At 69.6% G+C, this 23,447-nt stretch carries 12 protein-coding genes; 11 read left to right on the top strand and 1 reads right to left on the bottom strand.

Annotated features, from left to right (window positions below; translation table 11 throughout):
* The first annotated feature begins 35 nt into the window (after positions 1-35).
* The 7 genes from ACFO6V_RS02365 (at position 36) to ACFO6V_RS02335 (ending at position 10,386) form a co-directional block, all read left to right on the top strand.
* Complete coding sequence (locus ACFO6V_RS02365) at positions 36-1,259, top strand: acetyl-CoA C-acetyltransferase (RefSeq protein WP_377131783.1); 1,224 nt, start codon at positions 36-38, stop codon at positions 1,257-1,259.
* Complete coding sequence (locus ACFO6V_RS02360) at positions 1,259-2,386, top strand: zinc-binding dehydrogenase (RefSeq protein ID WP_377131781.1); 1,128 nt, start codon at positions 1,259-1,261, stop codon at positions 2,384-2,386. The genes ACFO6V_RS02365 and ACFO6V_RS02360 overlap by 1 nt, the downstream gene beginning before the upstream one ends.
* A 51-nt stretch (positions 2,387-2,437) precedes the next feature.
* Complete coding sequence (gene fabG, locus ACFO6V_RS02355; protein WP_377131779.1) at positions 2,438-3,187, top strand: 3-oxoacyl-ACP reductase FabG; 750 nt, start codon at positions 2,438-2,440, stop codon at positions 3,185-3,187.
* Positions 3,184-3,660 (top strand): MaoC family dehydratase, encoded by a 477-nt coding sequence (locus tag ACFO6V_RS02350; RefSeq protein ID WP_377131777.1) that lies wholly within the window; start codon positions 3,184-3,186, stop codon positions 3,658-3,660. The genes fabG and ACFO6V_RS02350 overlap by 4 nt, the downstream gene beginning before the upstream one ends.
* A 402-nt stretch (positions 3,661-4,062) precedes the next feature.
* Positions 4,063-5,076: a hypothetical protein gene (locus tag ACFO6V_RS02345; RefSeq protein ID WP_377131775.1), complete on the top strand. Its 1,014-nt coding sequence runs from the start codon at positions 4,063-4,065 to the stop codon at positions 5,074-5,076.
* Positions 5,073-6,725: a DNA polymerase Y family protein gene (locus ACFO6V_RS02340; protein WP_377131773.1), complete on the top strand. Its 1,653-nt coding sequence runs from the start codon at positions 5,073-5,075 to the stop codon at positions 6,723-6,725. The genes ACFO6V_RS02345 and ACFO6V_RS02340 overlap by 4 nt, the downstream gene beginning before the upstream one ends.
* Positions 6,718-10,386 carry an error-prone DNA polymerase gene (locus ACFO6V_RS02335; RefSeq protein ID WP_377131771.1) on the top strand — a complete coding sequence of 1,223 codons (3,669 nt, stop codon included), beginning with the start codon at positions 6,718-6,720 and terminating at the stop codon, positions 10,384-10,386. Before ACFO6V_RS02340 ends, ACFO6V_RS02335 begins: the two co-directional genes overlap by 8 nt.
* Positions 10,387-10,462: 76 nt before the next feature.
* Here the strand turns inward: ACFO6V_RS02335 and ACFO6V_RS02330 are convergent, their stop codons facing one another.
* The gene (locus ACFO6V_RS02330; RefSeq protein ID WP_377131769.1) at positions 10,463-12,355 is read right to left on the bottom strand and encodes an RICIN domain-containing protein; all 1,893 of its coding nucleotides are present in this window, start codon (positions 12,353-12,355) and stop codon (positions 10,463-10,465) included.
* Positions 12,356-12,496: 141 nt separating this feature from the next.
* On the opposite strand from ACFO6V_RS02330, the gene ACFO6V_RS02325 reads away from it, so the two are divergent.
* The 4 genes from ACFO6V_RS02325 to ACFO6V_RS02310 all read left to right on the top strand — a co-directional run bounded on the left by ACFO6V_RS02325 (position 12,497) and on the right by ACFO6V_RS02310 (position 23,415).
* Positions 12,497-13,120, top strand: a complete 624-nt coding sequence (locus tag ACFO6V_RS02325; RefSeq protein WP_377131766.1) for a TetR family transcriptional regulator — start codon at positions 12,497-12,499, stop codon at positions 13,118-13,120.
* Between the two features lie 445 nt (positions 13,121-13,565).
* Positions 13,566-16,475: a LamG-like jellyroll fold domain-containing protein gene (locus ACFO6V_RS02320; protein WP_377131764.1), complete on the top strand. Its 2,910-nt coding sequence runs from the start codon at positions 13,566-13,568 to the stop codon at positions 16,473-16,475.
* An 83-nt stretch (positions 16,476-16,558) separates the two neighbouring features.
* Positions 16,559-23,122 (top strand): HYD1 signature containing ADP-ribosyltransferase family protein, encoded by a 6,564-nt coding sequence (locus ACFO6V_RS02315; RefSeq protein WP_377131762.1) that lies wholly within the window; start codon positions 16,559-16,561, stop codon positions 23,120-23,122.
* Positions 23,122-23,415: a DUF6881 domain-containing protein gene (locus ACFO6V_RS02310; protein WP_377132141.1), complete on the top strand. Its 294-nt coding sequence runs from the start codon at positions 23,122-23,124 to the stop codon at positions 23,413-23,415. Before ACFO6V_RS02315 ends, ACFO6V_RS02310 begins: the two co-directional genes overlap by 1 nt.
* The last annotated feature ends 32 nt before the right edge of the window (positions 23,416-23,447 follow it).

Genomic DNA, 23,447 nt, shown 5'->3' with positions numbered 1-23,447 from the left:
CGCAGTATCGTCGCAGCACAGCTCAAGGAGGAGTTATGACCGAGGCCTACATCGTCGCGACCGCCCGCTCGCCCATCGGGCGGGCGCACAAGGGGTCGCTCAAGGACGTCCGCCCCGACGACCTCGCCGCCATGATGGTCGCCGCCGCCGTCGAACAGGTGCCGGGGCTGGACCCGGCCCGGATCGACGACCTGCTGCTCGGCTGCGGCCTGCCCGGCGGCAAGCAGGGCATGAACATGGCCCGGATCGTCGCGGTGCTGTGCGGCTGGGACACCGTGCCGGGCGCGACCGTCACGCGCTACTGCAGCTCCAGCCTGCAGACCACGCGCATGGCGTTCCACGCCATCAAGGCGGGCGAGGGCGACGTCTTCGTGTCCGCGGGCGTCGAGTCCGTGAGCTCGTTCGCCACCGGGTCGAGCGACTACATCCCGGGCGTGGACCTGCACAACCCCGTGTTCGCCGACGCGCTGGCCCGTACCGAGAAGCGCGCCGGCGCCGGGACCGGGCTGTGGACCGACCCGCGCCTGGAGGGCGTGCTGCCCGACGCGTACATCAGCATGGGCCAGACGGCGGAGAACGTCGCCGCCCTGCGGAACGTCACGCGTGCGGACCAGGACGAGTTCGCCGCCCGCAGCCAGCAGCGCGCGCAGGCAGCGATCGCGGCAGGCTTCTGGGCCCGGGACATCACGCCGGTCACCCTCGCCGACGGTACGGTGGTCTCCGCCGACGACGGCCCGCGCGCCGGCACCACCGTCGAGACGCTCGCGACGCTGGACCCGGTGTTCCGCCCCGACGGCACGGTCACCGCTGGCAACGCGTGCCCCCTGAACGACGGCGCCGCGGCGCTCGTGATCGTCTCGGACCGGGTAGTGGACGAGCTGGGCCTGCAGCCGCTGGCCCGCATCGTGTCCACGGGGGTCAGCGGGCTGTCGCCCGAGATCATGGGCCTCGGCCCCGTCGACGCCAGCCGGCAGGCGCTGGCCCGCGCGGGGCTCACCGTCGACGACATGGACCGCGTCGAGTTCAACGAGGCGTTCGCCGCCCAGGTGATCCCCTCGGCGCGCGAGCTCGGTATCGACGAGGAGAGGCTGAACGTCAACGGCGGCGCGATCGCCGTCGGGCACCCGTTCGGGATGACCGGGGCGCGCATCACGTCCACCCTGATCAACGCGCTCACGGACGCCGGAGGCCAGTACGGTCTGGAGACGATGTGCGTGGGCGGCGGCCAGGGCATGGCGATGGTGCTGGAGAAGCTTTGATGCGGATCACCGGTGCGGTGCTGGAGCGCTGCGGCGCGCCCGCGCCCTATGCGGAGTCCCGGCCGGTGACGGTCGGGCCGCTGGAGCTCGACCCGCCGCAGGACGGCGAGGTCCTGGTGCGGATCGAGGTGGCCGGGCTGTGCCACTCCGACCTGTCGGTGGTGGACGGCAACCGTGTGCGGCCGGTGCCGATGCTGCTCGGGCACGAGGCGGCGGGCATCGTGGAGGGTGTCGGCCCGGGTGCGCGGCTCGCGATCGGGCAGCGGGTGGTGATGACGTTCCTGCCGCGCTGCGGACAGTGCGCCGAGTGCGCGACCGACGGTCGCCTGCCCTGCTCCGTGGGGTCGGCGGCCAACGGGGCCGGCACGCTCGTGGGTGGCGGACGGCGGCTGAGCCGTCCCGTTCCGGCCGGCGGGGTCCAGGCCGGCGGGGTCCAGGAGGTGCACCACCATCTCGGGGTGAGCGCGTTCGCGAGCCACGCCGTGGTGTCCGAGACCTCGGTGGTCCCCGTGGACGACGACGTCCCGCCCGACGTCGCCGCCCTGCTCGGCTGCGCGGTCCTGACCGGCGGCGGCGCCGTCGTGAACGCCGGGCGGCCCGCGCCGGGCGACCGCGTGGCCGTCGTGGGCCTGGGCGGCGTCGGCATGGCGGCGCTCCTGGTGGCCGTCGCGCTCGGGCACGAGGTGATCGGCGTCGACGCCGTGCCCGCCAAGCTGGACCTGGCGCGCGAGCTGGGCGCGGCGACCGCCGCCGGGCCGCAGGAGGCGCTTGAGCAGGGGGTGCGTGCCCCCGTCGTGGTGGAGGCAGCGGGCTCGGCCCGCGCGTTCGAGACCGCGTACGCGCTCACCGCACCCGGCGGGACCACCGTCACGGTGGGGCTGCCGCACCCCGACGCCCGGGCGAGCATCTCGCCGCTCAGCCTCACCGCGGAAGCCCGCACCGTGGTGGGCTCCTACCTCGGGTCGGCCGTACCCAGCCGCGACATCCCGCGCTACGTCGAGCTGTGGCGGGCCGGACGGCTGCCCCTGGACCGGCTCGTCTCCGACCGCATCACTCTGGACGACCTGCCCGCCGCACTCGATCGCCTCGCGTCCGGTGCGGCGCTGCGGCAGCTCGTGACCTTCTGACCTGTCATTCCTGGCTCACCTGCCATCGTTCGCAACGAGAGGAAACACCTCATGACCCGCACTGCCATCGTCACCGGAGCGGCCCGCGGCATCGGCGCCGCCACTGCCCGCCGGCTCGCGAAGGACGGCTACGCCGTCGCCGTCCTGGACCTGCTGGAGGAGCAGGCCAAGGCCACGGCGGAGGCCATAGTGGCCGACGGCGGCCGCGCGCTCGCCGTGGGCGTCGACGTCGCCTCCGATGAATCGGTCGCCGCTGCCGTCGAAAGGGTGGTCGCCGAGCTGGGCGCGCCCACCGTGCTGGTGAACAACGCCGGCATCCTGCGCGACAACCTGCTGTTCAAGATGTCCGTGAGTGACTGGGACTCCGTGCTCGGGGTGCACCTGCGGGGCGCGTTCCTCATGACCCGGGCCGTGCAGGCGCACATGGTGGAGGCCAAGTTCGGCCGCATCGTGAACCTCTCCTCGACCTCGGCGCTCGGCAACCGCGGCCAGGCCAACTACTCCGCCGCCAAGGCGGGCATGCAGGGCTTCACCAAGACCCTGGCGATCGAGCTCGGCAAGTTCGGCGTCACCGCGAACGCCGTCGCCCCCGGGGTGATCGAGACCGACATGATCCGCGAGACCGCCGAGCGCATCGGCATGCCGCTGGCCGACTACCTGGGCGTGGCGGCCAAGGACGTGCCCGTCGGTCGCGTGGGCCAGCCCGAGGACATCGCCAACGCCGTGTCGTTCTTCTGCGCGGAGCAGTCCGGGTTCGTCTCGGGCCAGGTGCTGTACGTGGCGGGCGGGCCGAAGGCATGAGCATCGAAGGGGGCGACGTCATCACCGTCGAGTCGCCGGCGGCCCTCGCGGACGCCGTGGGGCGGACGGCGACCGGCGAGTGGTTCGAGATCACGCAGGAGCGGATCGCGGCGTTCGCCGACGCCACCGAGGACCACCAGTGGATCCACCTCGACGCCGAGCGGGCGGCCGCCGGGCCGTTCGGCTCCACCGTCGCGCACGGGTACCTCACGCTGTCGCTGCTGTCGCACCTGGCGGCGCCGCTCATCTCGGTCGCCGGCGCCGCGATGGTGATGAACTACGGCCTGGACCGGCTGCGGTTCCTCGCCCCGGTGCCGGCCGGCTCGCGCGTGCGGGCCCACACCGAGATCCTCTCCGCCGACCCGGGCCCCACCGGCGTACGGCTGGCGGCCAAGGTCACCGTGGAGATCGAGGGCTCCGAGAAGCCGGCTTTGGTCGCGCACACGCTGTCGCTCTACGTGCCGGAGGCCTGAGTTCGCTGGGGCGGTACTGGTGTGCCAGGGCGGCCTGCGATTTCGGTCCCTTGCTGTGCCAGACCTCTGACTTCGGTCCCTTGCCTTGAGATCGGTCGTTCGATTGACCGATCTCAAGGCAAGGGACCGAAGTCAGTGATGCGCTGGTGCAAGGGGCCGATGTCAGGGACCGGCGCCGGGCCCGATGCGCCGGTCCGGTGCAGGTCGATCTCGGCACCCTGATGGTGCCCTCGCAGGTCGGCGGCCTGCGGCAGCGGAGCGCGCCGGACGCCGCAGTGTTGCGAGGTCGATGGTTTGACAGGCGCACCCCGCGAGAGGTGTACTGGTGTTCTATCGAACAGGCGTTCGATGAGGTGCTCGACCGATCCGGTCACCACCGGCAGACACCATCGCTGGAGGGTCATGACCGTTGTAACTGCGTCCTCGGAGGCGATCGCCCTCGACGTCGATGCCGACGACACCGACGACGCTGACGACACCGCCGCTACCCGGCACGCCCGGGCGCTCGCAGCCCTGCGGTCCGCCGAGGTACGCACCGGCGTACGGAAGCAGGCCACGGCCGCACGGACCATCCAGGCGGTCCGCCCCGAGCCCCTCGCTGCCGGGCCCGCCGAAGGGGACACCCGCGTCCTGCCGGTAGACCCGCGCCTCGCGTCCCTCCTGCCCGACGGCGGCCTGCGCACCGGCACCACGGTCGTGGTCCAGGGCTCGACGTCGCTCCTGCTCACGCTGCTCGCCGAGGCGTCCCGCGACGGTGCCTGGACGGTGCTGGTCGGCTACCCGGCCGCCGGCATGGCCGCCGCGGCCGACGCCGGGTGCGACCTGGCGCGCACCCTCGTCGTGCCGCTGCCGGCCGGGTCGGGTGTCGACGCGCCCGCGGTGCTCGCCGCGCTGATCGACGGCATGGACATCGTGGTGATCGGGCCGGAGGTCGCGCTGCTGGAGCAGGACCGCCGTCGGCTGACCACCCGGGCCCGCGACCGAGGAACGGTACTGGTAGCTGCCCTCCCCGCCCCCGCACCGGGTCCGTTGAGTGCTGGATTTTCGCCCCTCCAACGGCCTCAAACAGGGCGAAAATCCAGCACTCAACGAGGGGCGGGGGGTGTCGGCTGGGCCGGGGCGCACGTGGTGCTCGAGGCGACCGAGGGGGACTGGGCGGGGGTCGATCACGGGGCTGGCTGGCTGCGGCGTCGGACCTTGCGGGTGCGGCGCACCGGGCGGGGGAACGCGTCGCGGCCCCTGCACCTGGACGTCGAGGTGCCGGTATGGCGGGCGGTCGCCGGAGGAACGGCGGGCGGGGGAGCGATCGGCGGAGGAGCGCTCGGCGTCGTCGAGCCTTCCGGTGACCAGGGCTCCGTGGCGGGGTCGCCGGTCGAGGGCTCCGAGCGTCGTCCGCGGCTGGAGCTCGTCGGATGACCGACCGCTCCGGCCCCACGACGGCGGGAGCGGCTACCCGCACCGCCTGCCTCTGGGTGCCCGACTGGCCGGTCGTCGCGGCCCTGGTCGTCGCCGGCCTGGGCCCCGAGACGCCCGCGGCGGTGACGGGCGGCCCCGGCGGGCGGATCGTCGCGGTGTCCGCACCTGCCCGCAGCGCCGGGGTGCGCCGCGGCATGCGCCGTCGTGAGGCCCAGGGCCGCTGTCCGGACCTGCAGCTCTGGACCGCCGACGACGCCCGCGACGCCCGCGAGTTCGAGCCGGTCGCCGTCGCCGCCGAGACGGTGGTCTCCGGGCTGGAGATCGCTCGCCCCGGCCTGCTCCTGCTGCCGTCGGGCGGCGCGGCGCGGTATCACGGCTCCGAGCGCGACCTGGCTCGGGAGCTGACCGAGCAGGTCGCCGTCCGCACCGGTCACGAGTGTCAGGTGGGGGTCGCCGACGGGTTCCTCGCCGCGGTGCTCGCGGCCCGCGAGGACGCCGTCGTGCCGCCTGGTGCCTCGCGGGACTACCTCGCGCCACGGCCGGCGGCCGTGCTCGTGCACGCCCGGCCCGGGGACCGCACGCTGACCGAGCTCGTCGACCTGTGGCGTCGCCTCGGCATCCGCACCCTGGCTGAGCTGTCCGCGCTGCCCGACGCCGCCGTCGCCGCCCGCTTCGGCGACCTCGGCGTCTGGGCGCAGCGTCTCGCCAGGGGGCAGGACGTGCGGCCGCCGGCCCGGCGTCGGCTCGAGGAGGACCTGACCGTCACCGAGGAGCTGGACCCGCCGGCGCACCGGGTCGACGTCGCCACGTTCGCGGCCCGCCGCCTGGCCGAACACCTGCACGACGACCTGAGCCGGAGCGGCCTCGCCTGCGGGCGGCTGCGGATCACGGCGCGCGCCGTCGACCCGGTCACGGGCGAGGCCCGCACCCTGGAACGGCTGTGGCGTACCGACGACACGCTCGGCGGGCTGTCGGCGGCCCGGATCACGGACCGGGTGCGCTGGCAGCTCGAGGGCTGGCTCACGGCGTCGTCCCTGGGGCAGGGGGTCGCGCCCGCGCCGATCGCGGGCCTGACCCTGGCCGCCGAGGAGGTCGCGCCCGCCGGGGCGCTGCAGCCGCGCCTGTGGGGGCCCGGCGCGGGCGAGGACCTGCGCGCCCGACGGGCCGTCGAGCGGGTGCAGGCGCTGCTCGGCGGCGACGCCGTGCTCACCGTCCGGCTCCAGGGCGGGCGCGATCCCCGCGACCGCGTCCAGCTCGTCCCGTTCGGCGAGCAGGTCCCGCCGGAGCGTGACCCCGACCGGCCCTGGCCCGGCGCCCTGCCGCCGCCCGCGCCGTCCGTCGTGCTGCCGGAGCCGGTCCCCGCGCACGTGCTCGACGACGCCGGGCGCCCCGTCGTCGTCGACGTGCGGCTCGCGGTCAGCGGGGACCCGGCGCGCGTCGTCGTGCCCGGTGAGGGGGCGTGGGGCGGGCTCGACGCCGTCGTCGTCGACTGGGCGGGGCCGTGGCCGGTCGCCGAGCGATGGTGGACGCCGCAGGGCAGGCGCCGCGTGTTCCTCCAGGTGGTGGCGGACGGCGGTCAGGCCCCGACGCTGGGCCTGCTGCTGTCGTCGTCGGCGGGGGAATGGTCCCTGGAGGCGCTCTATGACTGACGGCGTGCTGACCGGCGGAGTGCCGTACGCCGAGCTGCACGCGCACTCCGCGTTCAGCTTCCTGGACGGCGCCTCCCACCCCGAGGAGCTCGCGGCCGAGGGCGCGCGGCTCGGGCTGACGTCGCTCGCGATCACCGACCACGACGGGCTGTACGGGGTGGTGCGGTTCTCCGAGGCGGCGAAGAAGGTCGGGCTGAAGACCTCGTTCGGGGCGGAGCTGCACCTCCCGGCCCCCGCGGGCACGAACGGCGCGCCGGTGCTCGACCCGCCCACCGGCACCCCGGACCCGCGCGCCACGCACCTGCTCGTGCTCGCGCGCGGCGAGCACGGCTACCGCAACCTGTCGAGCGCGATCGGTACCGCGCACCTGGACGCGGGCGTCAAGGGCGCGGCCAACTACACCCTGGAGGCCTTGGGCGAGGCATCAAAGGGCGAGTGGCTGGTCCTCACGGGCTGCCGCAAGGGCGCCGTCCACCAAGCCTTGACGGCCCCGCTGAGTGCTGGCTATTTGTCCTCTCGAAACGTTCCGACAGGACAAATACCCAGCACTCAACGGTTTGGGGAGAGTCGGGGGGATCGGCTGGATCGTGCGCGGTACGAGCTTGGGCGGCTGGTTGGGGTTTTTGGGCGGGAGAATGTCGCCGTCGAGATCACCGCTACCGGCGACCCGCGCGACGCCGACCTGCACGACGCGCTCGCCCTGCTGGCCGAAGAGGCGCGCCTGCCGCTGGTCGCCACCACCGCCGCGCACTACGCGCGCCCCCGGGACGCCGACCTCGCCGGGGCGCTCGCCGCCGTCCGGGCCCGCTCCTCCCTGGACGACCTGGACGGCTGGCTGCCCGGCGCGCCCACCGCCCACCTGCGCAGCGGTGCGGAGATGGCGCGCCTGCACCACAGGCACCCGCAGGCCGTGCCGACGGCGGCGGCGCTGGGCGAGGAGTGCGCGTTCGACCTCAAGCTCATCGCCCCCGACCTGCCGCCGTACCCGGTGGAGCCCGGGTACACCGAGGCGTCCTGGCTGCGGGAGCTCACCTACCAGGGCGCGACGAAGTACTACGGCCCGCGCGGGAGCAACGAGAAGGCGTGGCAACAGATCGACCACGAGCTGAAGGTCATCACCGATCTGCACTTCCCCGGGTACTTCCTCGTGGTCTACGACCTGGTGAGGTTCTGCCGGGAGCAGGGGATCCTCGCGCAGGGACGGGGCAGCGCCGCGAACTCGGCGGTCTGCTACGCCCTGGGGATCACGGCCGTGGACGCGGTGAAGCACGGGCTGCTGTTCGAGCGGTTCCTCGCGCCGGAGCGGGACGGCCCGCCGGACATCGACATCGACATCGAGTCCGTACGGCGCGAGGAGGTGATCCAGTACGTCTACGAGAAGTTCGGGCGCAGGCACGCGGCACAGGTCGCGAACGTCATCTCCTACCGTCCGCGCTCCGCGGTGCGCGACGCCGCCCGCGCGCTCGGCTACGACATCGGGCAGCAGGACGCGTGGTCCAAGTCCATCGAGCGCTGGGGGTCGCTCAAGCCCTTGGTGCCGTCGGGCGGCACGGTGTCCGACGGCGGTGCGGCGGCCGGGTCATCGGCTCCGCCAGCAGAACCGCCGTCGGCCGGACCGCAGAACAAGACCGCAGCCAAGGACGCCCGGATGACCGCGCTGTGGGGTCCGCGGGAACCACGCCCGCACGTCGGGCACCTGGACGCCGGACGGCCCGGTCCCGGGCGCACGAACGCGAGCGGCCCCGGGGTCTTCGTCGACGTGCTCGCCGAGGAATCGCGCGCCCCGGGCGAGCCCCGGCCGGCCCGCGCCGACGACTCCCACGACGTCGTGCCGTTCCGCACGCCGCCGTCTGCCGCGGAGGAGGGGGAGATCCCCGACGACGTGCTCGACCTCGCCGACCGGATGCTCCGACTGCCCCGGCACCTGGGGATCCACTCGGGCGGCATGGTCATGTGCGACCGGCCGGTGATCGAGGTGGTTCCCGTGGAGTGGGCCCGCATGGAGGGTCGCACGGTGCTGCAGTGGGACAAGGAGGACTGCGCGGACGCAGGGCTGGTGAAGTTCGACCTGCTGGGCCTGGGCATGCTGACCGCCATCCGGTACGCGTTCGAGTCCATCGAGGAGCACACCGGGAAGCGTTACGAGATGCACGACCTGTCCGACGACTCCGACCCGCTCGTGTACGACCTGCTGTGTGCTGCCGACACCGTGGGCGTCTTCCAGGTGGAGTCGCGCGCCCAGATGGCGACGCTGCCGCGCCTGCAGCCGCGCGAGTTCTACGACATCGTCGTGGAGGTGGCGCTCATCCGCCCTGGCCCCATCCAGGGCGGGTCGGTGCATCCGTACATCGAGCGGGCGCGCGGACGTCAGGACGTGACCTATCCCCACGACCTGCTGGAGCCAGTGCTGAAGCGGACCCTAGGGGTGCCGCTGTTCCAGGAACAGCTCATGCAGATGGCGATCGCAGTCGCCGGGTTCTCACCCAAGGAGTCCGACCAGCTCCGCCGCGCGATGGGATCCAAGCGGTCGCAGGAACGCATGGAGGAGCTGCGCGACCGGTTCTACGCCGGGATGGCGGCCAACGAGGTCGAGCCCGACAAGCAGGACGAGATCTTCGAGAAGCTCAAGGCCTTCGCCGACTTCGGCTTCCCCGAGTCGCACGCCTACTCCTTCGCGCACCTCGTGTACGTGAGCTCGTGGCTCAAGGTGCACCATCCGGCCGCGTTCTACGCGGGGCTGCTGGCCGCCCAGCCCATGGGGTTCTACTCACCGCAGTCCCTGGCCGCCGACGCCCGTCGGCACGGGGTGCGCGTGCTGCGGCCGTCGGTGACGCAGTCGCGGGTGCTGGCCAGCGTGGAGCGGGTGGATCCCTCTTCGCTGGTCGAGCCTGTCGAGACCGCCGTCGCCCACCTCGTCCGGGCCGATCCGGCGCTCGCGGTCCGCATGGGCCTGGAGTCCGTACGCGGCATCGGCAAGGACAAGGCGGAGGAGATCGTGGCGGCTCGGGTCTCGACAGGCTCGACCAGCGGTGACGACCCGACCACCGGTTTCCGGGACCTGCGGGACCTCGTCCGGCGGGTCGAGCTGTCGACACCGCAGCTCGAGGCGCTCGCGACGGCCGGCGCGCTGGAGCCGCTCGGCATCGACCGGCGGGAAGGTCTGTGGGCGGCGGGCGCGCTCGGCCAGGAAGGGCCGACGACGCTGCCCGGCGTCAGCGTCGGCGTCGACGCCCCGATGCTGCCCGGGATGAGCGAGATCGAGCTGTCCCAGGCCGACGCGTGGGCCACCGGCGTCACACCCGACTCCTACCCGACGCAGCACGTGCGCCCCGGGCTGGAGGCGGCGGGGGTGCTCACCGTGGCGCAGGCGATAGCCACTGAGCAGGGGCGCCGGATCGCCGTCGGCGGGGTGGTGACGCACAGGCAGCGGCCGGGCACGGCCGGGGGAGTGACCTTCCTGTCCCTGGAGGACGAGACCGGGCTGCTCAACGTGATCTGCAGCGTCGGGCTGTGGCAGCGGTTCCGGAAGGTCGCGCGGTCGGCGCAGGCCATGGTGGTGCGCGGCCGGATCGAGGCGGCCGACGGTGCGGTGAACCTGGTGGCGGAGCATCTGGCGACGCTGACGCTGACCGTTCCGGCGCGGTCGCGGGACTTCCAGTAGCCGACGACGACGCGGGCGGCGCGAACCGTGCGGGAGCCAGGCCGGGCTCCCGCACGGATCGTGGGACGGTACGGGCTCAGCCGACCTTGTTGAGCCGGAAGACCTGCGTGGCCGCACCCGTGCACGGCTGCTGGGTCAGCCGCGTGCCGTCGGTCCCGGTCGCGGCGCCGAGTGTCAGGCACGAGCCGCTGTGGCGGGCGGTGAACGTGAGGCCGCCACCGGTCGCCGTCGGCCGCCACTGCTGGTTGGTGCCGCCCACGTAGGACCACAGGTGCACCGCCGCCCCGTTGGCGACGGCGCCCGGGCCGCCGTCGACGTCCCAGACCTTGCCGGCGTGCTGGTTGGTCACCTGGTAGTAGCCGCTCGTGGTGGGCGTGAAGCGCCAGCGCTGGTTCGCCTGTGCGGTGTCGCCGCAGGACCACTGCTGCAGCGCGGTGCCGTCGGTGGTGCCCCAGCCGGCGGCGTCGAGGCACTTGCCGCTCGCGGACGATGCGACCTGGTACCAGGACGCCGGGTCCGGGTCGGTCGGGGTGGTGGTCGACCGCGGGTCCCACGTGTACGTGGCGACCGCCCGGCCGGGCAGGGTGTGGGTCAGCGAGCGGCCCTCGTCGGTGATCGAGAAGGTACGGCTCCCGGACGACGCGTTCACGACGTAGGCGACGCGGGTGCCGTCCGGGTTCTGGTAGACGACGTTCTGCAGGCCGCCCGACTGCTCGCTGGTCGAGCCGATGCGCCGGGCGCCGGCGTCGATGAACTTGCTCAGGTGACCCAGCACGTAGAACTCGGCGTTGCGGGTGACCGTGCCTCCGGCGATCTCGACGACGCCGTTGCAGCGGGTGCCGCAGTGGCCCTGGTGCGGGCCGCCGCTCTGGTTAAGTGCGAGGTTCCAGCTGATGGTCGTCTCGCCGCCGTTGCGCATGTTGCGCACCACGAGGTTCTCCGCGTGCCAGATGAGCGTGTCCCCGAAGGTGGTCGCCGCGTTGTCGCTGTCGGTGCCCGAGCACTCGGTGAAGTAGACGCGCTTGCCGGCCGCCACGATCTGGGCCTGGGCCTCGGGGGAGCCGCCGTAGCAGTGGAAGGCGGCGCCGACGACGCGGGAGATCCCCTGTGTGCCCGAGAAGACTTCCAGCGGGTAGTCCGGCCGGTCCCAGTTGTGGTCGTAGGCGAAGAGCTGCGTGCTCAGGCCGGCGCTGGTCAGCCGGGCGTCGAGCACCCGGAAGAACTGGGCCTGCTCGGCCGCGGACATGCTCATCGAGGGGTAGCTCGTGGCGAAGAGCGGTTCGTTCGCCACCGTGAGGTCGCTGAGCGTCACGCCCTGCTGCGCGTACGCCTGGATCGTCCGGACCAGGTAGTCGGCGTACTCGTCGTAGTTCTCGGCGCGCAGGCTGCCGCCGTTCAGCGAGCCGCCCGTCTTCATCCAGGCGGGCGGCGACCACGGGCTGCCCATGAACCGGATGCCGGGGTTGATCGACAGCGCCTGGCGCAGCAGAGGCAGGATCTGCTGCTGGTCGCGGGCGATGCTGAACTGCCCGGGCGTGTCCTCGTAGGTGTAGAAGCCGCCCGAGTTGAAGTCCGTGCTGCCGAGCGGCTGGCGCAGGTAGTTCAGGCCGATGCCGTCGCCCGTGCGGGAGAACAGCGACCGCATCAGGCTGTCGCGGGTGCCAGAGGGCAGGCTGCTGATCAGCGAGGCGGACGCCTCGGTGACCGAGGCGCCGGCGCCGGTGAAACGCTGGGCGACCTGGCCAGGGTTCACGCGGATGTCGAGCGCCTGTGGGCCGGTGTCGAAGTTGAGCGTGCCGCCGTCGGCGAGCTTGCGGCTGCCGTCGGCGGTCGTGACCCAGACGTGTGCGGTGGTCGGTGCGGCGGCCGCCGGGGCCGCCGCAGGGCCGATGCCGGCGGCGCCGACGGCCAGCAGGCTGAGCGTGGCGAGCGCTGTCCGGACGGACCCGGTGCGGGTGGTGCGCGTCATTGCGACTCCCTCGATGGGTGGATTTTGCGGTGAGCCTACTCCTACCTACCGAGTGTTCGGTAGGTAGGGACTTCCGCAGTGCTGATCGCCGGCTCGGAGGGTCGTGCCCGCCGGTCCTGGCTGGTCCGTAGACTCGCTCGGATGACACGAGAAGGCGGGCGAACCAGGGTGCGGCGTCCTCCCGTGGAGCGCCGGGCGGAGATCCTGCGCATCGCCATGGAGACGTTCGCGGAACGCGGTTACCAGAGCGCCTCGCTGGCGGAGATCGCCGACCGGGTGGGTCTGACCCAGGCCGGCGTGCTGCACTACTTCTCGTCGAAAGCAGGCCTGCTCACCGGGGTACTCGACCTGCGCGACTCGACCGACATCGAGGAGCTCGGCGACGAACGCCCCCGTGGCCTGGGGTTCCTGCGCCACCTGGTCGAGACCACGCGGCGTAACGCCGAGCGCGAGGGGATCGTGCGGCTCTACACCGTGCTGGCTGCGGAGAGCGTGACCGCTCGGCATCCCGCGCAGGGCTGGTTCCGGGACCGGTACCAGGGGTTGCACGCCCTGGTGGTCGAGGCGCTCGACGAAGCGCAGAAGCTGGGCGAGGTGGGAGCCGACGTCGACACCGGGACGACGGCCCGGGTGATCGTCGCGACGATGGACGGGCTGCAGCTGCAGTGGCTCCTTGAACCTGGATCGGTCGACATGGCCGAGGCGACCGAGGTGGCGATCACCAGGCTCATCGGCAGGGATCTGCCGCCGGCTGAGCAGCACTGACCTGGGCCCGCGCCGCCTGAGGCGGCCAGATCCCGAAGCCGGTTGTCAGCGGGTGAAGTCCGGATTGTTTCATTGACGTGCTTTGCGTGCCAATGGTTGGGTCTTGGTCGACATGGTGTGGTGTGGGCGATCGGGAGTCAACATGCGGGTACCAACCGCTGGCAGGGCGCGCCGGATCTGGGCGTCGGTTCTATCGCTCAGTCTCGTAGGGGTCAGCCTCAGCGCGGCGGGTGGCGTGGCGCAAGCGGACGACGTACTCCCGGTGGACGGCCCGGTCGAGTGCGTTGATGTACTGACTGATCCAGGCGTGGATCCGGTTCAGGTCGCGTCAGCTTGCGGTCACGACGTAGAGATCGCCGCGGCTCGTACCCCGTGGGACACCTACTTTGTTCAGCCGAATGGACAAATCCGCTGGGTCTCGACCGCGACTGCTTCCAGGACGCGTGTGAACGAGACCTGGGTGCCGGCGTCCGGTGAGATCGTGACTGATCCGGGGGAGCCTGGTGGTCTGACCGTGGCTGCTGGCGTATTTGATATCGATTTGCGGGCGGCTGGGCCTGGCGAACCGTTCGCTGAGCTGTCGGACCCGTCGGGTACGGCGGGCGACGTGGGCTGGGACAACGAACCTGGTCAGGTGCCCACGCCGCCTGCGGGCGACCGCAAGGTCTCCATCAGCCTGCCGACGCTTCCGTTCGAGGTCGGCGAGCCGGTTCTCGATCTGAACAACCCGCTGCGTGCAGAGTTTCCCCTGGTGCGGCCCGATGAGTCCACGATTCCCGGCGCCGCGGTGGTGGTGACCGTCGAAGATGACGGCACGGGGCTGATCCCCGTGCTGCGGATCGACGACGTCGACACCTACGAGTTGCTGGAGCAGGCATCCGGTGGCGCCGGGTTGTCGTTCGCTTACGAGGTGTCGGACGACTTGCGGGTCGAGGTCGCGGAGCCGGTCGATGGTGGCGACGGCACCGAGCTCGAATCGGGCGAGTTCCAGGTGGTCGACGTGACGACTGCTTCGCAGGACGACGGCGACTCCGACGTGACGGTGTTCTCCGGTGGACGTCCCCAGCAGTGGGACTCCTCGGCAGGTAGTCCTGGAGCTGCCCCTGATGGGTCGCTCGCACGCTTGTCGGCGGACGTCGTGGACGAGGGCGACGCGGGCAGCGTCGATCGTCTGATCGCCCCGGTCGATGGCGATCAGGTGGTTGCCATGGACATGGAGATTGCTGCGGATGGGCGTTCCGTGGTCGCGACCGCGGACGACGCGATGTTCGCGGACCCGGATGCGGTCGGCCCGTTCTACATCGACCCGCAGATCAAGGGCGGACTGCACGAGTGGACTGCTGTCCGTTCCGGGTGGCCGACAAGCTCGGCGTCCTACAAGTTCTCGGACTCCGAGGGCGTTGGATTGTGCCCGACATGGGGTTATCCGATATGCGACCGGACGAGTGTCTCGCGGCTGTTGTTCGAGTTCTCGATGTCGGGCCTGCCAGCGGGTGTGTCGGGTAGTCACGTGTCGGGTGCCACGTTCTCGGCGCTCGGGAGTCACTCCTACACCTGCAACAAGTACGGCGTAGACCTTTACCAGACAGCGGAGAACGGGGTGTCGTCCGCGACGGACTGGGACTCGCGAGGCAACTGGCAGGACTACCGGTTCCAATCACAGAAGTCGGTGACGCACCGGGATGGGTGCACCGGGCGGTCGAGCCGCGTGTCGTGGGGCGCAAAAGCCGCCGCAGTGTCGGTCGCGAACGGCGACTGGGACTATGTCACGCTCGGTCTGCGGGCCGTTGACGAGGGCAATCAAGATAAGTGGCAGCGGTATGTCGCGAACACCTTGAACGGCTCGTCGCACAAGGCCCAGTTCACGGTGACGTTCAACCGGCCGCCCTACATGCCCTCGGCGGCGTCGATGCGGACGCAGGCTCAGATGACGGGCGACGAGTTGGAGTGCGCGGGGTTCTCGAGCTCTCCGACCGTTGTTCGCACCAGGGTGCCGTTGTTTCGGGCGGCGGGCGTAGATCCGGAAGGTGAAGCGCCGTGGAACCAGTCGGTTGAGCTGAAGTTCCGGGTGGTCGATCACATCGCCGGCACTGTTCGGTGGGAGTCGGGTTGGACGGGTCTTCAAGCCAGTCCGTCTGAGCACCGGGTGCGTGTGCCCGAGGACAGGCAGCTGACCAGCCAGCGCACGTACCGGTGGCAGGCTGCCGCGAGGGACTCCTCGGGCAAGTCGACCGGCTGGTCGGAGACGAACTGCTATATCCGTCCCGACGTGACGGGGCCGAACGCGCCTGAGGTGAACTCGTCGAAGTACCCGTCGTGGCCTGCGGGCGTCGCGGGTGGTGTCGGGCAAGCCGGGACCTTCACGTTGTCGGCGAACGGTTCCACCGACCTGAAGCTGTACAAGTACTCCTTCAACAATGGGGAGAAGGCCGACACCATCACGACGTCAGGCAGCAGCTCAAGGTCCGTGTCGTTCGCGCCGAGCGAGTCGGGCTACAACGAGGTGGAGGTCCAGTCCCAGGATGTGGCTGGGAACTGGTCGCCGGTCGAGAAGTATGAGTTCTGGGTGGGGTACCCCGCTCGGGACGGCCTGTGGCACCTGGACGAGGGCACGGGTACGACGTCGCTCAACGAGGTGACCAGCGCCCCCACAGCAGGCAACCTGACCTGGTCATCCGGCGTGTCGTGGGGTACGGGTGCGCTCAGGGAGACCTTCGTCGACCCCAATGATCCGGACGACCCGCGGTTCGTCGGTGACAAGGCTCTGGTGTTCGACGGGACGGGCGTGGCGCGGACGAGTGGGCCGGCCGTGGCTATCGACAAGTCCTACACGATGATGGCCTTCATCAAACCGGCAGCCAACTTCTCCGGTGTTGGCGCGGCGATCTCGCAGGAAGGCGCCAAGCGAGGCGCCTTCCACCTGGGGTACACCGACAGCGCGGACTGCGGTACGGAGACCGATGAGACGGACCGTCAGTTGCCGTGCTGGGGACTGTGGGTCAAGGACGCTGACACCACGGACGCGGGCCATACGGCTGTGCGGTCCGATGTGCCGGCTATAGCCGGGCAGTGGGTGCACGTCGTGGGGATCTATGACGCTTCGGATCCCGCGAATCCGACGCTGAGCGTGCGGGTGTGCGACCCGTCCGCGCAGTTGGAGACGCCAGATCCGGTCACGGTTGAGATCGATCCCGTGGCATGGACCGCACCCGGTCCGATGCGTCTCGGCTCCGGTATGCGCGCGGGCGTCCCGGAGTGGCCGTTCCGCGGCGCAATTGACGACGTGAGGGTCTACCGCGAGCTGGTCGAGACCGAACGGCTTGACCGCATCTGCTGGGGGGTAGACGCGTCATGACAATGCGCCATCAGGGCAACAACGGGCCTGAAAGCAAGCGTTACTCGGCAGGTGCAGAGCGCGGGAACATCAGGGGAGATGCAATGACCGGCAACGGGCGAGACCAGATGGCAGCGGATCGCGGCAGAAGGCTTCGACGGGCATGGGGGCCGGCGTTGCTGGGAGCTGGTCTCGCGCTGGCGCTGGTGATGCCGGTTGCTGTTCCTGCGTCAGCCGCGGAGAGCCCGGACGTGGCCGAGCGGCAGTCATGGAGCCTTGCCGAGCGTGCTGAACACGACCGGGAGTTCGCCGGCGACGTCCGACTGCCCGAGGGACTGCCTGCCACAGAGGTGGAACCGGACGAGGCGGCGGTCTCGATTCCCCACCCGCGTACCCACGCAGAGCCGATCTCGGTGACAGCCGCTGCCAGGAACTTCATTCTCCCGGCGACGAAGGTAGGTGCCAGCACTCCAGACGACGTCCGCGCGACCGTTGGCGGTCTACCCGTCCAGCTTGAGAGCCCGGGGAGAAGCGCTCGCCGCGCTGCTGGGGTGTCCTCGCCGGACGTGCCGGAGAGCGTGCGGGTCGCAACCCACGACGAGGCCTCGGCACGTGCCCTGGGCGTGGAAGCGCTGCTCACCGTCGCTCACACGCCGCAGGCCGGCCCGATGGGTGGTGTGGGTCTGGGTGTGAGCGTGGACTACAGGGGATTGATCGGCGGGAATCCGGAGATCGCCTCACGGCTGGGACTGGTTGCCCTGCCTGCCTGTGCTCTGAGCACACCGGATGTGCCCGCCTGCCAGGTCCAGACCCCGCTACCGGGTCAGGAGAACCAGGTTGAGGACGGAACCGTAACCGCTGTCGTCGAAGTTCCTGCGACCGCCCCGGAGCCGGCCACGACGGGCCGCACGTCGGCTTCGACGCTCGAACCTGCGACCACCAGCGAGGCGACGGTCCTTGCTGTGGCCGCAGACGCGGCCGGTTCCGAGGGCGACTGGAAGGCGACGCCGTTGTCGGGCGCCGCAGCCTGGGAGGCCACGGGCGGGACGGGGTCGTTCACGTGGTCCTATCCTTTCCGGGCTCCTGGGACCGCAGGCGGACTCGCACCTGAGGTGTCCTTGTCCTACGACTCGGGCAGTGTGGACGGGCGGGTGGCCTCGGCCAACACCCAGACCTCGGAGATCGGAGAGGGCTGGGACCTGGCCACCGGAGGCTATGTCGAGCGCAAGTTCGTGCCCTGTGTCGACGATCAGGCGACCTCCAGCAACGAGGCACCGAACAATGCCGACTACGACACGGGTGACCTGTGCTGGAAGAACGACAACGCGACACTCGTGCTGGGCGGCAAGGCAACCGACCTGATCAAGGACGAGGCCTCCGGAAAGTGGCGCCTCGAGGCGGACGACAACACGAAAGTGGAGTCCCTTACCGGGGGCTGGAACGCGGACAACAACAAGGAATACTGGAAGGTAACCACCGCCGACGGCACGGAATACTGGTTCGGGCGGGACAAGCGCGCCGCGGACGACCCGGTGAGCAACCTGTACTCGGCATGGACGGTGCCAGTGTTCGGCAACCACCCCGGTGAGCCGTGCTACAAGAACGCGGCCGATGGCGGATTTGCGGCCTCGTCGTGCCGGCAGGCGTGGCGGTGGAACCTGGACTACGTCGTCGACACCTCCGGCAACACCATGACCTACCGGTACACACGCGAGTGGAACAACTACGGGCGGAACAACAACAAGACCGACGTCGCGAACGCCGACTACGTGCGCGGCGGATTCCTGAACCAGATCGACTACGGCACGCGCTCAGGCACCCTGACCGGGACACCGTCAGCGGTGATGGACTTCAGCTACTCCGAGCGATGCATCTCCACCAGCTCCTTCGACTGTGGGACATTGGACGCGGACACGCGGGATCATTGGCCGGACGTGCCGCAGGACCAGGTGTGCTCGATCGACGCCGATACTTGCGCGAGCCGTACTGCGCCGACCTTCTTCACCCGCAAGCGGTTGACCGGGGTGGAAACGAAGATCCTCAAGGCAGACGACACCTACCGCTCGGTCGACTCCTGGGCGCTGACGCACTCGTTCCCTGACGCAGGCGACGGGCTCGACGCACTGTGGCTTAACCAGGTCACACACACCGGCAAGGGCGGCGGATCAAACATCGCGCTGCCGGCCACGCAGTTCGGGACTGCGCCGCTTGCGAACCGGGTAGCCGCGGGTGCCGACCGTTCGGCGATGAACCGGATGCGCATCGGGGAGATCCGTACTGAATCGGGTGCCATGGTGACGGTGACGTACGCGGGCGCGGACTGCACCCCGACGTCGATACCAACAGCACCGGAGTCGAACACCCGCCGCTGCATGCCGGTGTGGTGGACCCCAGCCGGCAACGAGGACCCGGTGATGGAGTGGTTCCACAAGTACGTCGTGACCAAGGTGATCGATGACCCGCGTGATGGCGGATCCGATTCCACGGTGACCAGCTACAACTACTCGGGCGGGACGGCCTGGCGGTACACCGACGACGAGCTCACGCTGAAGAAGCACCGCACATGGTCAGACTGGCGTGGCTTTGCCACCGTGAATGTCTACACCGGTGACCTAGCGCGGAACCCAGACATCACGCGAACACGCACGCAGTACGAGTACTTCCAAGGCATGCACGGGGATCGTGAGAGTCCTGCCGGCGGCACAAAGGACGTGCCGGTGGCCGACGGCCTCAACGACCTGGACCAGTGGGCCGGGATGGTACGTAAGGAGACCGTCTTCAACGGGAGTGCGGTCGTGTCCACGACGTTGAACAGGCCATGGCGGTCGCAGGCGACCGCCACCGACTCGGACGGTGATATGGCGTTCTACACCGGCACCGAGCTAACCCAGACCACCACGACGACGCCCGACCGTGCCGGCGGGAACCTGGTGACCCGCACCAACACGACGTTCGATGACAAAGGCCGCGTCGAAACCGTCAACGATCTGGCAGACATGGGCACTGCGTCAGACGACACCTGCACACGCACGACCTACATCGAGAACACGAGCGAGAACATCCTCAACGCCGTGCGCCGGGTTGAGACCGTAGGAGTGGCGTGCTCGACGTCCCCGGAGCGCCCAGGAGACGTGGTCTCCGACCAGCGATACGCGTACGACGGTAGCGTGGAGGGCGATGACGCCCCCACCAAGGGCCTCGTGACCAAGACGCAGGAAGCTGCTTCCTACAGCGGTACGACAGCCGTGTACGTGGACGTTGAGCGCACCACCTACGACAGTTTCGGCCGACCAGATACCACAACGGATGCCAAGGATCGCGTCACTACGACCACCTACAGCACCGTGCAGAACCTGACGACGGGGACCACCGTTACCAGCCCTGATCCGGACGGTAGTGGTGCTCTGGTTGCTCATAAGACCACAACCGTGCTGGACCCTGCCTGGGGAGTGCCGACGAAGGTCACCGCACCGGACGGTCGGGTCACGTCCGGAACGTACGACGCGCTGGGTCGGTTGACCTCGGTGTGGGAGCCCGGCCGAGTGCAGGGCACCCACACAGCGAGTCGCACGTATGCGTACACGGTGCGTTCGACCGGTGTGAACGCGGTGACCACGAGCACCCTGAAGTTCGACGCGTCCGGGTATCTCACGAGTGTGGCGCTGTATGACGGGCTGCTGCGCGAACGTCAGACGCAGGCCACCTCGGCGTCGGACCTGGCCACCGGGCGAGTCATCACAGACACCACCTATGACACCCGCGGACTGGCCGTCCTGAAGAATCATGCCTGGCACAACACCGCCGCCCCGGGCACGACGGTCGTCACCACGTCCGCGGCGGTGCCTGGTCGAACCCTCACGGAGTACGACGGCGCCGGGCGGGTCACCGAAGAGCGGTTCCAGGTCGACGAAGACGCCGAGAACTACGACAACGGCGACTACGTCCTGAAGTGGTCCACCACCACTCAGCACCGCGGAGACCGGACTCTGGTCGACCCACCTGTGGGCGGAACACCGACCACCACGATCATGGATGGCAGGGGCCGCACAATCGCGCTGCGGCAGCACACGGGTACCAGCCCGGCCACGGCTTTTGTCGAGACGACCTACGCCTACGACGACGCGGACCGGCTCACCCGGGCTGTGGACGACGCGAACAATGCCTGGACGTACACGTACGACCTTCGTGGGCGTCAGGCCCGAGCAACGGACCCGGACAAGGGCCGGACCGACACGACGTATGACGCGGTAGGGAACGTCCTGACCACCACTGACGCGCGGGGGAGTGTCATCGGCTACACCTACGATGCTCTGAACCGGAAGACCACGATGCGTGAAGACGGCACGGGCGGAACGGTCCGTGCACGGTGGACGTACGACCGCCTCGCCGATGGCACAGTGGTTTCGGGTCAGCCCGCGTCGTCGACCAGGGTGGTGGGCACCGGATCTGCTGCGACGGAGATCACGACCACGGTCGACGGGTACGAAGCTCACGGGCAGCCGACCGCCACGACGATGACCATTCCGGCGACGGTCGGCGGTGTCAGTCTTGGCGCCCTGGCCAAGGCATGGACCACCGAGTACACGTACACCGCGTCTGGCAAGCCTGACACGACGAAGTACCCCTCCGGGGGAGGCCTCCCGTCCGAGACGCTCGACCTGGCCTATGACGCCGCGGACCAGGTCAGAGGTCTCGGCGGCTCCCCTGGTCACGGCCTCTATGTCGCCGCAGCGGACTATAAGCCCACCGGCGAAGTCGCGCGTCTATCGCTCGGCAACACGTACGCGTATGTGCAGGACCGGGACTACGAGTTCGGCACCAACCGGCTGATTAAGTCCACGGTCGTGGCCGAGGCTCCCGACGGCACAGCCGTGGACGTGCAGCGTGCCGCGTACAGCTGGGACAACGCCGGGAACCTCAAGTCGGTCTTGGACACCCCGGCGGCGAACCTCGGGGGACGGGCCCACGACCGGCAGTGCTACCGATATGACGGACTGCGCCGACTGACTGAGGCGTGGACCCCGGCCAGCGTCCAGTGCGCGACGGACCCGGCTACGGCCAACCTCGGTGGGGCGGCACCGTACTGGCACAGCTACAGCCACGACACTGTTGGAAACCGCACCCAGGTCGTCGAGCACTCGCTACCCAACGGGACCGCCGCGCAGACCCAGACCTATACTCGGCCCGCTTCTGGGCCGAACTCGGTACGGCCGCATGCGGTTACATCCGTTACCGCGACCGGGCGCGGTGCGGGCACGTCGTCATACACCTGGGATGCGGCGGGGAACATGACCGGCCGGAACGTCGCCGGGCAGGCGACCCAGCAGCTGGCATGGGATGTCGAGGGCGAACTCACTGAGCTTCGCCAGGACGGCAACGCTGACGGCGACACGACCGACGCGAACGAACGGGACTCGTACATCAACACCGCGGACGGCGAGCGGGTCCTGCGCACCCAGGACGGGACGACCACCCTGTATCTCGGGTATCAGGAACTGACTCTGAACCACGCCAGTGGGGCGATCACCGGGGAGCGGTACTACTCCTTCGCTGGGCAGACCATCGCGACCCGCACCGGCTACTTCTTTGCTGACGTCACCACCATCATCGGTGACCACCACAACACCGGTAGCGTCCAGATCCCGAACGTCGCCGGCCCCAGCAGCCGGGTCCACCGGTACACCGACCCTTACGGCAAGCCTCGCGGTCCTCACACCGGTCAGGGCGCGGACGGCGGCGCCGACGGGAATTGGACCGGTGAGCACGGATATCTCGACAAGCCCGTCGACTCGACCGGCCTCACCGCTATCGGCGCTCGGATGTATGACCCCGTCCTGGGGGCGTTCACCTCCGTGGACCCCGTCATGGACCTCGCCGACCCGCAGCAGTGGAACGCCTACAGCTACTCGAACAACAACCCCACAACTTGGAGCGACCCAACCGGAAAGCTCACACTGCGCGATCCGTTGTTGCCCCCGGGTGGCGTACCCGATCCGCCCGCTAAGAAGCCACTTGCTCCGAAAGAGCAGGTGGAACAGATCGCCAACTTGCCGAATGTGGACGAACTTCCCCACAGCCCCGAAGTTATGGCGTATATGCGCAGTTCCTACTGCAACATGGACCTCGCTTGTAAAGAGGCCCGTGACCGTCCAATTTGGGCCCAGATTACGAGTGCGGATTCTGCGACCGCCTGCAATGCAGAACGATGGGCTACCGGCAAGCGAGGTGGATCCTGCGGTATGCTCGCCGTCGAACTCGGTGTCGGAGTGGTGGGCGGAGGGCTTGGGAAGGCTGGCAAATTCGGCGACGAGGCGGTCGGTGCTGCCGTTGGTGCCGGTAAGAAGTTGTATCACTACACTGACGATGCCGGGCTAGAAGGTATTTTGAAGAGCAAAGAGTTGATGCCTTCATTGAAGGCTAGAAACCCCAGCGATGCGCGCTACGGTGACGGGCAGTACTTGTCAGACATTGCTCCCGGATCTAAAACTTGTGCCCAACTCTCGCGATGCTTTATAGGCCAGCCGTTCCAAGGCCAGCGGTTCAAGAACTATGTTGAGATCGACACGACGGGCCTTGAAGTGACGAAGGGTCGCGACAACGTGTTCGTAGTCCCGGGCGATCAAGCACTCGACATTGCTGGCAGAATTCTAGGTTGGGGACAGAATTGATGATGTCATATCTACGCGTTGCGTGGCACCATACGTTGAGGGACGAGCCTGTCTGGCTAATTAGCGAGATCGTCGACAATGCAGAGGTGCGTAAGGTAGAGATCTACGCTGACGGACGCCACGATTATGCGGATGTCTATCAATCGACTGGAACGACTAGTTTATCCGTAACTCCAATGCCGTCAATCGCTGAGATCGCTGAACAGGAAGAGTTCACGCCAGAGGAAATCGATAGGGATGCATTCGAGGTAGCCTGGCGGAACGCGATTGCCTGGCACCGAGCGGAAGGTTAGCCTCGATCCGTCGCATGGTGGTTAGCCCGGCC

This window comes from Promicromonospora alba, from assembly GCF_042654905.1.
In the GTDB taxonomy this organism is placed as follows: domain Bacteria; phylum Actinomycetota; class Actinomycetes; order Actinomycetales; family Cellulomonadaceae; genus Promicromonospora; species Promicromonospora alba.
The sequence above is the reverse complement of the archived record's forward strand: the minus strand, read 5'-3'. Positions and strand labels throughout refer to the sequence as shown.

What these genes read in the sequence shown, in the direction of transcription:
- ACFO6V_RS02365 (WP_377131783.1), top strand. Translation starts at nt 36, where the DNA reads ATGACCGAGGCCTACATCGTCGCGACCGCCCGCTCGCCCATCGGGCGG.
- ACFO6V_RS02360 (WP_377131781.1), top strand. Translation starts at nt 1,259, where the DNA reads ATGCGGATCACCGGTGCGGTGCTGGAGCGCTGCGGCGCGCCCGCGCCC.
- fabG (WP_377131779.1), top strand. Translation starts at nt 2,438, where the DNA reads ATGACCCGCACTGCCATCGTCACCGGAGCGGCCCGCGGCATCGGCGCC.
- ACFO6V_RS02350 (WP_377131777.1), top strand. Translation starts at nt 3,184, where the DNA reads ATGAGCATCGAAGGGGGCGACGTCATCACCGTCGAGTCGCCGGCGGCC.
- ACFO6V_RS02345 (WP_377131775.1), top strand. Translation starts at nt 4,063, where the DNA reads ATGACCGTTGTAACTGCGTCCTCGGAGGCGATCGCCCTCGACGTCGAT.
- ACFO6V_RS02340 (WP_377131773.1), top strand. Translation starts at nt 5,073, where the DNA reads ATGACCGACCGCTCCGGCCCCACGACGGCGGGAGCGGCTACCCGCACC.
- ACFO6V_RS02335 (WP_377131771.1), top strand. Translation starts at nt 6,718, where the DNA reads ATGACTGACGGCGTGCTGACCGGCGGAGTGCCGTACGCCGAGCTGCAC.
- ACFO6V_RS02330 (WP_377131769.1), bottom strand. Translation starts at nt 12,355, where the DNA reads ATGACGCGCACCACCCGCACCGGGTCCGTCCGGACAGCGCTCGCCACG.
- ACFO6V_RS02325 (WP_377131766.1), top strand. Translation starts at nt 12,497, where the DNA reads ATGACACGAGAAGGCGGGCGAACCAGGGTGCGGCGTCCTCCCGTGGAG.
- ACFO6V_RS02315 (WP_377131762.1), top strand. Translation starts at nt 16,559, where the DNA reads ATGACCGGCAACGGGCGAGACCAGATGGCAGCGGATCGCGGCAGAAGG.
- ACFO6V_RS02310 (WP_377132141.1), top strand. Translation starts at nt 23,122, where the DNA reads ATGATGTCATATCTACGCGTTGCGTGGCACCATACGTTGAGGGACGAG.